The following is an 11,082-nucleotide window of genomic DNA, read 5'->3' as shown; positions in this document are numbered from 1 at the left end:
ACCGGCAACGCAGACCACTCCGGCACCCGCCCCTCCACCCGCGCCGTATACGCACGCGTAAGATCGGCCGCGAGCGGACCCAACGACCAACCATCACCCGCGATGTGATGCAGGACGAGCAGCAGCGCGTGTCGGTGTTCGGACACCGTGAACAACTCGGCGCGAAGGGGGATTTCGGCCGCCAGGTCGAAGGGGTGCCGGGCCGCTGACTTCAGTGCCTTCGGCAGATCCGTCTCGGTGATGTCCGTGGTGGGCAGCTCGACGCTCACACGGTCGAGGACGTGCTGGTACGGCGTGCCGTCGGCCTCGGGGAACACCGTCCGCAGACTCTCGTGCCGGGCCACCACGTCACCGAGGGCACCCCGCAGCGCGTCACGGTCCAACGTGCCGGTCAGGCGTACGACGAGGGGAATGTTGTAAGTGGCGCTCGGCCCCTCCATCTTGTGCAGGAACCACAGCCGCCGCTGGGCGGACGAGAGGGGAAGGGCCGGGGGGCGTTCCCGCGCCGCCAAGGGCGGCCGAGCGGGTCCGGCGGTGTCGAGGAGTGCCGCCACCGCGGCCGGCGTCGGCCCGTCGAACAGTGCACGGAGCTCCAACTCGGCTCCGAACGCGCCGCGGATCCGGGCGATGAGGCGGGTGGCCAGCAGCGAATGCCCACCCAGGTCGAAGAAGTCGTCCTCGACGCCGACCCACGGCAGCCCCAACACCTGCGCGAACAGATCGCACACGATCTGCTCCTGCGGCGTGCGCACCTCCCGCCCCGACCTGGGCGCGGTGAAGTCCGGTTCCGGGAGTGCCGCCTTGTCCAGCTTGCCGTTGGCGGTGAGCGGCATGCGGTCCAGTAGGACGACGGCCGCCGGCACCATGTAGTCGGGCAGCCGGTCCCGCGCGAAGTCCCGTACCTCGCCGTCGCGGAGGGCTCCCCGTGCCACCACATAGGCGGTGAGACGGGCATCGCCGGACTGTTCCTCCCGGACCACCACCGCGGCCTCGGCGACGTCGGGGTGGTCGGTCAGCACGTTCTCGATCTCGCCGGGTTCGATGCGGAAACCGCGGATCTTGACCTGGTGGTCGGCGCGGCCGACGAACTCCAGCTCGCCGTCCTGGTTCCAGCGCACGAGGTCACCGGTGCGGTACATCCGCGCGCCCGGCTCGGACGCGTACGGGTCCGCCACGAACCGCTCGGCCGTCAAGCCGGGCTTGCCCAGATAGCCGCGGGCGACACCGGCCCCCGCGACGTACAACTCCCCCACCACACCGGGCGCCACCAACTCAAGCCCCGGACCGAGCACATAGGTCCGCAGATCGGGGATCCCGACGCCGATGACGCTGGCTACCGCCGCGGTTGCTCGCTCCCGCGTCAGCGGCTGGTACGTCACGTGGACCGTGGTCTCGGTGATGCCGTACATGTTGATCAGGGCCGGCGTGTCGTCGGGGTGGCGCCGGTACCAGTCGGCGAGGCGGGACGGCTGGAGTGCCTCACCGCCGAACACCACGGTCCGCAGGGCGAGTTCGCGGCCCGGCGAGGAGGCGTCGGCGTCGGCCTGTGCCAACTGGTAGAAGGCCGACGGCGTCTGGTTGAGGACGGTGACGCCGTGATCGGCCAGCAGGTCGAGGAAGGCGCCCGGCGTCCTGCTGACCTCGTAGGGCACCACGACGAGTCGGCCGCCGTGCAGCAGCGCTCCCCATAGCTCCCAGACGGAGAAGTCGAAGGCGTACGAGTGGAACAGCGTCCAGACGTCGTCGGGACCGAAACCGAACCACTTCCGGGTGGCGTCGAAGAGCCGCACCACGTTGCGGTGGGCGACGACGACCCCTTTGGGTCGGCCGGTGGAGCCGGAGGTGTAGATGACGTAGGCGGGATGATCGGGCGCGAGAGCGGTGACGGGATTGCCGGAGGGCTGATCCGTCACGTCGAGCGCGTCCAGCAGCAGCACCGGCGTCACGGCGACGGTGTCCGCCGGAGGACGGTGCCCGGTCGTCGTCAGCACAAGAACGGGCCGCGCATCGCCGACCATGTGAGCCACCCGAGCCGCCGGATAGGCCGGATCAAGAGGCAGGTAGGCCGCGCCCGCCTTCAGCACCGCCAAGACCGCGACGACCAGGTCCGCACTGCGAGGCAGCGCCACCGCCACCACGTCCTCCGGACCGACACCACGCCCCACCAGCACATGAGCCAGCCGGTTCGCCCGCTCGTTCAACTCCCCGTACGACAGCGTGGAACCCTCCCACACCACCGCCGCCGCACCCGGCGCCGCCACCACCCGCGCCTCGAACAACTCCGGCAACGTCACCCGCGACGACACCACAGCAGCCGGCCCCGCCAGCACAGCCGCCCGCTCCTGCGCGGACAGCAGATCCATCCGCCCGATCGGCCGGGAGGAATCCGTTGCCGTGACGGCTCGCAGAGCCGTGAGCAGGCGCCGGTGGTGAACGGCCAGTTCGTCCTGCGTGCACAGTTCGGGGTGGGCGTTCAAGTCGACGACCGGCCCGGCGCCGTCCCGCCGGTCCCACACGGCGAGGGTGAGATCGCCCACCAGGCCGGAGGTGAGGTTGTGCGCGGTGGTCGGCAGTCCGGCGAACGTGATCGCGTAGTCGAAGGACATGACGTTGACGACGGGTGCGTACCACGTCCCCATGCGGCCGGGCAGTGCGAGGTCGCGCTGAATGTCCTCGGCCCGGTACCGCTGGTGGCCGCCCAGTTCGCGCACGCGCTCACCGATCTGGGTGATGAGTTCGCCGAGTGTCAGCTCCGGTCGTAGCGTGAGCCGGAGCGGTAGGACGTTGGCAGCCGTGCCGGGAGTGCGTCGCTCCACCTGGGTGAGGCGTGCCGTCACCGGCAGGCCGAGGACGACGGTGGCCGCGCCGGTCGTCCGGTGGACGTGGAGGGCGGCGGCGGCGATGACCAGGTGCGACCAAGGGGTGCGGGCCCGGCGGGCCGCGTCGCGCAGCGCCGTGTGTTCCGCCGGCTCCCATGCGGTGGTGTGCCGGAGATAGCGCTCCGGCGTGGTCGACGGCGTGCCGACGAGGCCTGCCGGTCGCGGACGGTCAGCGAAGCATTCCGTCCAGTACGCTCCGTCCTGGGCGAATTGCTCCGATACCTGGTAGGCCTGTTCGGCCGCGATCAGGTCGGACAGCGTGCCGAACGGGCTCGCTTCCACCGGGCCGCCTCGGGCGAGTGCGGTGTAGACGTCGGCGACCCGGCGTGTGATCAGCAGGGACCCGAAGGCGTCCATCACGGCGTGGTGGTAGCCCTGGTACCACCAGAAGCGGTCTGCGCTCACCTTCAGCAGCGCGTACTCGAACAGCCGGTCCTCGGTCAGGTTCATGGGCCGGGCGACCGCGGCGTCCATCCAGTCGCGGGCGGCCTGTTCGGGGTCCGGCTCCGTGCTCAGGTCGGTGACCGCGAGCGGCCAGTCGGCAGGCTCTCGGAGGGCTTGCCAGACCTCGTCACCTTCCTCGACGAAGCGGACGTGCAGCGCCTCCGCCTCGCCCACGACGAGCCGCAGGGCTTGCGCGAAAAGCTCCGGGTCCACACCCCCGTGGATCTCCAGGTACTCCCCCACCCGGAAAACTCGATTCCCTCTCCCCAGCCGCTGCTCGGCGATCCATATTTCGCGTTGCGCAGCCGTGAGGGGCAGCGTGCTACCGGCACTGACGGACAAGTCTCCACCTCCGAAAATTCCCCCGCACGGACGGCCGGAGAGACAGGAATGAAAAACTCACAATGTCCTGGAAAACGCGTCGCCAATTCGATCACGCAGAAGTGATACGGCGAACTCCGTACTGTCGGAGCGATACGGATCGCCGCATGCGTACAGGAGCCGGACGTAACCGCCCGGAAACACGACTGAGGGAAACCTAACCCTGGGAGATCCGGAGGGTCAAGGAGATCAACCGGCTATGCCAGGTGCATGTCCGGCGCCCTGTCCCGCCGGCGGGACACACGGGCCAACCCGGCGGGACCCGCCCGCACACCCGGTATCGGCCCCGGTGGCCGCCGATGCGGCCCGGCGGCCAACTCCCTCTGGATCGACTGATGGAGGCCCACCGATCGCACGTGCGGCGGGACACGACGGCCGCCCACCACACGCCGGACGCACCGCCCTTCTCGCAGGCGGCGCCCTGCCGGTGCGGCGGGTGGCGTCAGGACCCCCGCGTCGCCCGCGGGGCGACCCGCCTTGATCGGCGGCTCTTGCCCGTCGTTTATCGACGGTGTTAGCTTCAATTTCCACAAATGCCGATCGCACGTTTCCCGAAGCTGTTTCACAAAAGGAAGCCCGTATGGCAAAAACACAGTGGGTGAGTCATCTGCTGAACCGCGGGGCGGACGACGACCCATGGGCCGTGTCAAGCGCTTCGGTCACCCGGGGACAGTTACGCAGTGCGGTGGCCGAGTTCGAGGAGCGTTTCCGGAACCAGGGAATCGGCGAAGGCAGCTCGGTTCTCCTGAGGATGACGCCGAGTTTCACGTACATCCAGGTGCTGTTGGCCCTGTGGAGCCGCGGGGCGCAGGTGGTCCTGGTCGACTTCCGGCTGAAGCCGGCCGAGTACGCACCGCTGGTCCAGCAGGTGCGTCCGCAGTACCTCGTCGCCGCGGCCGACGCCGGAGGGCCGGTGGCCGGATTCCGTCAGGAGTCGGACTTCGCGGTCCAACAGCTGCCGGACGGCCGGCCCGCCATCGACGGCATACGACTGGTGCAGTTCAGTTCGGGCTCGTCCGGCCGGCCCAAGGTGATCGGCCGACCCGCCGACTCCGTGCTGGCCGAAATCGACCGGCACGCCGCCCTTCCCGGAATCCCCGGCGCGGACGACCGGATGATGCTGCTGAACTCGGTCATGCACAACATGGGCCTGGTCAGTGGCGTGCTGCACGCCCTCGCGTCCGGGGCGACACTGATCATCCCGCCGACCTTGCGCCCGGCCGAGGTCGTACCGCTCATGGCGGCCACCGGAACGACCGCCGTCTACGGGACGCCCGTTCACTACGACCTGCTGTCCCGCGTCGCCGACCGGCCCCCACTGCCCGCACTGCGCCTCGCGGTGTCCGGCGGCGAGCGGGTGCCGCAGGAGACGTACGAGAACTTCCGCGCGCGCTTCGGCCTGCCGATCAGCCCGGTCTACGGACTGACCGAGATCGGACTGATCGCGGGTGACCTGTCCGGCACGTCCGTCCCTCCGCAGCTGGGGCTCCCCGTGCCGGGGACCGAGGTCAAGGTCGTCGACGAGGAGCTGTATGTGCGGATGGACCGCTCGCCGTATCTGTACGGCGAGCACGCCGACCGCTACCGGGATGGCTGGCTGCGGACCTTCGACCGGGTCCGGCAGGACCCCGTGACCGGGGTGCTCAGCATGCTCGGCCGGGCCGACTCGCTGGCGGTGATCGGCGGACTGAAGGTCGACCTCACGGAAGTGGAGAACGTCCTCCTGGCCCACGAGCGGGTGACGGAGGCCGTCGTGACGCACCAAGAGGTCATCGAGGCGTTCGTGGGCGCCGATCCCGCCGTCGGCGCGGACGAGCTGACGGTCTGGTGCCGGGAGCGGCTGAGCCCTGTCAAGATCCCCAAGCGGTTCCACATCACGCGGCTGCTGCCGCGGAACTCCATGGGGAAGCTGATCCGCGACCGTGCGCTGATGCACGGACGACGCGTCCTGTCGGAATCGCCCTCGCGGGCGCAGGGGGACCGATGATCTCGAAAGACGACCTCAGAGCGATATTGACCGAGAACGCAGGATTCGGGCCGCCCGAGGAGCTGACCGACGACGCCGAGCTGGTGATCGACTCCTTGACGCTGGTGGTCCTTCAGCACGTCCTGGAGGAGCGGCACGGCGTGGTCATCGAGCCGCAGTTCGACGACATGGCCCAGTTCACCTCGATCGACGGCATCCACACCTACGTGACCAGGGTCGCGCGGGAGCACTGATCGGCACACCCGTCCCTCATCCGACGGCATTGCGCAGGGAGCGATGATGAGCAACCCCTTCGAGAACCCCGACGGCACCTTCCTGGTGCTCGTCAACGACGAGGGCCAGCACTCGCTGTGGCCCTCGTTCGCCGAGGTGCCCGCGGGCTGGACGGTCGCGCTCGGCCAGAGCGACCGCCAGACCTGCCTCGCCTACGTCGAGGAGCACTGGACCGACATGCGCCCACTGAGCCTCGTGCGCCGATAGGAGACCTCGATGGACGACGCCGCATTCCAGCAGCTGCTGTTACGGGAGGAGGACCTCGAGGAGTCGTTCTACGGCGAGGAGCCGAGCGCCGCCTACGATCCCGTCTACGTCTCCGGCGACGAGTCGGGGCGGGCCATCGTCGACCTGACCAACATGCTCACGCACGGCACACATCCCGAGACGGTGCACCACGCGTCCGCGTTGTTCACGAACGTGGTGGGGTCGGTGGTGTTCCACCATGTCGCCGAGTTCGGCCACGGGACCTGCCGGCAGATCTACCAGGAGCTCTTCGACGCGGTGCACGCCTGCGCGCAGTATCGGATGGAACTCAACGACGGCGTGCAGCTGGACATCTCAAGGGTGGATCTGGGCCCTGTCGAGCTGGGAGACGGCGGCTTTCTCGTGCGGTGGCTGTCCACCGTCGACCACTTCCGCATCGAGACCGCCTGGGTGATCGTCGCCAAGGACGACATTCTCACCTTCGTCAACGCCCGTGTCCCGGATGAGTCGGAGATCCAGCGGCTCGCACGTGTCGCCGTCGACCGCGTCGCCGAACTGACCGGTGCGTCATGATGTCCACGGCATCCCTGGTCGACTTCGCGTCCACGCTGGAGACCGTCGAGGAATGGCTCACCGAGTACATCTCAGCGAGCCACCCCGAGATCGGCCGCACAGGGCCCATCTGTCCCTTCGTGGCCCCCTCGCGCAAGAACCGGACGATGGAGATCCGCCTGCGGTTGGCCGGTCACGCGCCGACCCTCGACCTCGTCGAGGAGATCGCCCTCAGCAGTCTGCGGGAGTACGAGCTGACGACCTGGCAGGGCCGCAATCCCATGCTGCGGGCCATGGTGGTCGCCCTTCCCGACCTGCGCAGCGAGGACACCGGACTGCTCGACCAGGCCCATGCCCGGGTGAAGGACGCCTTCGTGGCACAGGGGCTCATGATCGGCCAGTTCCACGAGAACTGTGAGGTGACGGCCGCCCGCAACCCCCGCTTCACGGTGAGCAAGGCACCATTGCCCCTGTTCGCCATCCGCGCCATCGCCCTGCACGACGTCTTCTTCCTGTCCGAGCGACCGCACTGGTTCCAGCAGTACCGGGAGCGGTTCGGCAAGTTCTTCGGACCGGGGTCCACCGTGATGGACGCGCTCCTGGCGGAGCGCTACCAGGAGGCCGAGCAGGCTTACGGTGGTCCGCCGCCGTAGGTACCGGCGACCGCTTGGCCACCGGTGGGGGACTCCGACAGTGTCGGAGTCCCCCACCGGCGAGACATGTCCGGAAACCGGTCCGGGGCCGTTGGGAGCGACTGCTTGTGGGTCAGCCTCGCGGCTCGTGCGGCCGCACCCCTTGGTCGGGTCATGCAGAACGAACGTCAGCCGCTGGGCCTGGCCAAGCCCGTCCAGGGGCGTGCTCTCCGACTCATGCTGGCGCCAATGCAGCATGAGTCGGTCAGCAACGGCGACTTCACGTCACCGTGAGACCAGGCACATAGCCGGCCCCATGGTGACCGCACCACAGTTCATCACGGCCGGCAGGACGGCCGGACGCTGAGCAGTCGGTCCGCAGCACGGGCATGGCGTCGAGAGGCGACGGGCCCGCGAAGTTGGCTCGATACCGCCAGCAGCGATCTTGTCGAGCGCCTTCAGGCCGGCGGCACCGACCGTGCCGAACACCGTGTAGTCCGGTCGCGGCGCGGAGATGCCGTAGACGATGACGAACTGCGAACCGTTCGTGCTCGGGCCGGCGTTGGCCGTCGCCGGCAACCCACGCCCGGCAAAGCGACGGACGCCGGTCGGTGCCGGCGGCAGGTCCACCGGCAGCTCGTCCTCGACTACACTCTGTGACCAACCCTCGCCGTCACGGACGTCACCTTCGACTTACCGGGCCCGGCGTGAGACCACGGCCGAGGCGCACCTGCGCGACCTCGTCGGCGAGTTCATGGGGCCTCGCCAGTGGACCAACGCCGAGGCCCACGAGGCACCCGCTGCGGGTATCCCGCTCCGTCGGGAGAAGGAGACCGCACAGGCAATGGATCACCCCGTCCCGCTCTCCGGGTACCGTCAGGGTATGAGCCATCCGCACCCCGAGCTGAAAGCCGCCCCGCCCCTTCCCGAAGGAGGGCTGCGGGTCACCGCCCTGGGCGGCCTAGGTGAGATCGGCCGCAACATGACCGTCTTCGAGCACGCGGGCAAGCTGCTCATCGTCGACTGCGGTGTGCTGTTCCCCGAGGAGACCCAGCCCGGCGTGGACGTGATCCTGCCGGACTTCACCTCGATCCGGGACCGGCTGGACGACATCGTGGCCGTGGTCCTCACCCACGGCCACGAGGACCACATCGGCGGCGTGCCGTACCTGCTGCGCGAGCGGTCCGACATTCCCGTCGTCGGCTCCAAGCTGACGCTGGCGTTCCTGGAGGCCAAGCTCAAGGAACACGGCATCCGGCCGCGCACGGTGCGGGTGCGGGAGGGCGACCGGCGTGGCTTCGGGCCCTTCGACTGCGAGTTCGTGGCGGTCAACCACTCCATCCCCGACAGCCTCGCGGTCGCGATCCGCACCCGGGCCGGGATGGTGCTGCACACCGGCGACTTCAAGATGGACCAGTTCCCTCTCGACGACCGCATCACCGATCTGCGCGCCTTCGCCCGCCTCGGCGAAGAGGGCGTGGACCTGTTCCTCACCGACTCCACCAACGCCGAAGTACCCGGCTTCACCACCTCCGAGCGTGAGCTGAATCCGGCGATCGAGCAGGTGATGCGCACCGCGCCGCGCCGCATCATCGTCTCCAGCTTCGCCAGCCACGTGCACCGCATCCAGCAGGTCCTGGACGCCGCCCATCAGTACGGGCGTAAGGTCGCCTTCGTCGGCCGGTCGATGGTCCGCAATATGGGCATCGCCCGTGACCTGGGCTATCTGAAGGTCCCCTCCGGTCTGGTCGTGAGCACGAAGGAGCTGGAGAAGCTCCCGGACCACAAGATCACTCTGGTGTGCACCGGCTCCCAGGGCGAACCCATGGCCGCGCTGTCACGGATGGCCAACCGCGACCACATGATCCGCATCGGCAAGGACGACACCGTCCTGCTCGCCAGCTCCCTCATCCCCGGCAACGAGAACGCCATCTACCGGGTGATCAACGGACTCACCCGGTGGGGCGCCCACGTGGTCCACAAGGGCAACGCCAAGGTGCACGTCTCCGGGCACGCCAGCGCCGGCGAACTCGTCTACTGCTACAACATCGTCAAACCCCGCAACGTCATGCCCGTGCACGGCGAATGGCGCCACCTGCGGGCCAACGGCGACCTCGCCATCCGCACCGGTGTCGACCCCGACCGGGTCGTCATCGCCGAGGACGGCGTCGTCGTCGACCTGGTCGACGGGCGCGCGTCCATCACCGGCAAGGTCCCCGCCGGCAACGTCTACGTGGACGGTATGGAAGTCGGCGGCGCCACCGAAGCGTCCCTCAAGGACCGCCTCACTCTCGCCGCCGAAGGCGTGGTCACGGTGGTGGCGATCGTCGACGCAGACACAGGCACCCTCGCCGAGGCGCCCGACTTCCTGGCCCGGGGCTTCGTCCACGACGACACCACCTTCGAGCCGGTCATCCCCGTCATCGAGAAGACCCTGGCCACCGCGGCCGAGGAAGGTGTCGGCGACGCGCGCCTACTCGAACAACTCGTCGCCCGCGCCGTCGCGAACTGGGCGTTCCGCACCCACCGCCGCAAGCCCCTCATCATCCCCGTCATCATCGACGCCTGAACCACAGCCCGGCAGCCCGGTCCCGGTTCCGGCCGCGGCCCGAGTGCACGCGGCGTCGCGCCGACCTCCAGGGCTCAGGGACCGTAGATGTCGGTTGCGGCTCGCCACTGCGGGACGGCGGCAAGGCCCGTGAGGAAGCGGATCATCTTCGAGTGGGTGCGCAGTGTTTCGCAGCCCGGCCACCCAGGCCGCTGGCGCAAGCGGCCGACCCCGCCAGGGCAGAGGCGACGGCACACGGAGCGCGCGGCGTCCAGCGGCGCCTGCATGCCGGCCACCATGCAGGCGAAGCCGGTGCCCCGCCAAAGGGCACACCGCGTCATTCCGAAGGAATGCGAAACTCGAATTCGGGACGGTCCCACGGCACGGCGGGCGGGTTCGCGAACGCGGTCCCCGTCCGCACCGCACCAACGCGGTGGTAGAAGCCCTCGGCGGGAAGATGCGACACGACCTTGACCCGGTCGAGCCCGGCGGCACGGGCCTCGGACTGCATGTGCGCCACGAGCAGCCGTCCAATGCCCCGTCCTTGCGCTTCGTCGGCGACGAACAGCAGGTCGAGCTCCGGTGGCGTGAGGACGAGCGAGTAGAACCCGAGGACCCGGCCTCCATGCTCGTCGGCGCCGACGGCCACAAAGGCGCGGTGGGTTTCGATGTAATCAGGACCGACCTGGTAGCCCGCGACTGCAGATGCGTACTTACCCTCGTAGGCGCCTGAGCCACGCACGAGCCGCGTAAGCCGTTTGGCATCCCGCGCGACGGCCCTCCGTATCGTGATCGGCTGACTGATCCGGGAAGTGCGTGAACTCATCGGGAGAGTATTTCGCACCGGTGAGTGCCTTCTCACGGCGGGTCGGCTGCTCGGGCGGGCGTTCCCGCACCGCTCCCGGGAACGTGGTGCTCGGCGAAGGCGCGGTCGGCCGGCTCGTCCACTCGCCCAGGCCCCGATCGGCCACGTCCACTGCACCGGCTTCGTCGCCCTGCGCCTGCTCGGGCGCAAGATGTCCGGGAGTGCCGAAGGTCGCCCCGGTGGCGGTCGGCCGGGTGGACTCCACGGCCCGGGCGACGCCGAAATCGAGGACGCGTGGGCCGTCGTCGGCCAGTCCGCGCCGTTCTCCGTCGCCTGCACGCCCCCCTGCGCGCGGTCACCCGTACGTGACGCCG

The 11,082-nt window shown here is 69.2% G+C and carries 9 protein-coding genes and 1 pseudogene; 6 read left to right on the top strand and 4 right to left on the bottom strand.

The annotated features are described in order from the left end of the window. A partial coding sequence (locus ACFY0K_RS25070) for an amino acid adenylation domain-containing protein (RefSeq protein WP_390641737.1) occupies positions 1 to 3,665 on the bottom strand: 3,665 nt, incomplete at its 3' end. 619 nt (positions 3,666 to 4,284) lie between these two features. On the opposite strand from ACFY0K_RS25070, the gene ACFY0K_RS25065 reads away from it, so the two are divergent. Genes ACFY0K_RS25065 through ACFY0K_RS25045 form a run of 5 tightly spaced genes read left to right on the top strand, consistent with a single transcriptional unit; the run spans position 4,285 to position 7,376 of the window. Then, the gene (locus ACFY0K_RS25065; RefSeq protein WP_390641736.1) at positions 4,285 to 5,691 is read left to right on the top strand and encodes a class I adenylate-forming enzyme family protein; all 1,407 of its coding nucleotides are present in this window, start codon (positions 4,285 to 4,287) and stop codon (positions 5,689 to 5,691) included. Further along, on the top strand, positions 5,688 to 5,924 hold the full coding sequence (locus tag ACFY0K_RS25060; RefSeq protein WP_390641735.1) for an acyl carrier protein: 237 nt from the start codon (positions 5,688 to 5,690) through the stop codon (positions 5,922 to 5,924). Before ACFY0K_RS25065 ends, ACFY0K_RS25060 begins: the two co-directional genes overlap by 4 nt. A gap of 46 nt (positions 5,925 to 5,970) precedes the next feature. Next, positions 5,971 to 6,171 carry an MbtH family protein gene (locus tag ACFY0K_RS25055; protein ID WP_043382691.1) on the top strand — a complete coding sequence of 67 codons (201 nt, stop codon included), beginning with the start codon at positions 5,971 to 5,973 and terminating at the stop codon, positions 6,169 to 6,171. A gap of 9 nt (positions 6,172 to 6,180) precedes the next feature. Continuing rightward, complete coding sequence (locus tag ACFY0K_RS25050; RefSeq protein WP_390641734.1) at positions 6,181 to 6,744, top strand: hypothetical protein; 564 nt, start codon at positions 6,181 to 6,183, stop codon at positions 6,742 to 6,744. Next, on the top strand, positions 6,741 to 7,376 hold the full coding sequence (locus tag ACFY0K_RS25045; RefSeq protein ID WP_390641733.1) for a DUF6875 domain-containing protein: 636 nt from the start codon (positions 6,741 to 6,743) through the stop codon (positions 7,374 to 7,376). The genes ACFY0K_RS25050 and ACFY0K_RS25045 overlap by 4 nt, the downstream gene beginning before the upstream one ends. A 264-nt stretch (positions 7,377 to 7,640) precedes the next feature. Here the strand turns inward: ACFY0K_RS25045 and ACFY0K_RS25040 are convergent, their stop codons facing one another. Then, on the bottom strand, positions 7,641 to 7,985 hold the full coding sequence (locus tag ACFY0K_RS25040) for a peptidylprolyl isomerase (RefSeq protein WP_390641732.1): 345 nt from the start codon (positions 7,983 to 7,985) through the stop codon (positions 7,641 to 7,643). A gap of 253 nt (positions 7,986 to 8,238) precedes the next feature. On the opposite strand from ACFY0K_RS25040, the gene ACFY0K_RS25035 reads away from it, so the two are divergent. After that, the gene (locus tag ACFY0K_RS25035; protein WP_390641731.1) at positions 8,239 to 9,924 is read left to right on the top strand and encodes a ribonuclease J; all 1,686 of its coding nucleotides are present in this window, start codon (positions 8,239 to 8,241) and stop codon (positions 9,922 to 9,924) included. A gap of 316 nt (positions 9,925 to 10,240) precedes the next feature. On the opposite strand, the gene ACFY0K_RS25030 is transcribed toward ACFY0K_RS25035, so the two are convergent. Then, entirely contained in the window at positions 10,241 to 10,729 is a 489-nt protein-coding gene (locus tag ACFY0K_RS25030; RefSeq protein ID WP_390641730.1) for a GNAT family N-acetyltransferase, read from the bottom strand. A 142-nt stretch (positions 10,730 to 10,871) separates the two neighbouring features. Next, a pseudogene (locus ACFY0K_RS25025) lies at positions 10,872 to 11,021 on the bottom strand (serine/threonine protein kinase); the annotation flags it as partial. Between the last annotated feature and the right edge of the window lie 61 nt (positions 11,022 to 11,082).

Origin of the sequence: Streptomyces sp. NPDC001507 (assembly GCF_042894765.1) — a bacterium.
GTDB lineage: Bacteria > Actinomycetota > Actinomycetes > Streptomycetales > Streptomycetaceae > Streptomyces.
This window is presented reverse-complemented; position numbering and strand designations above follow the sequence as displayed.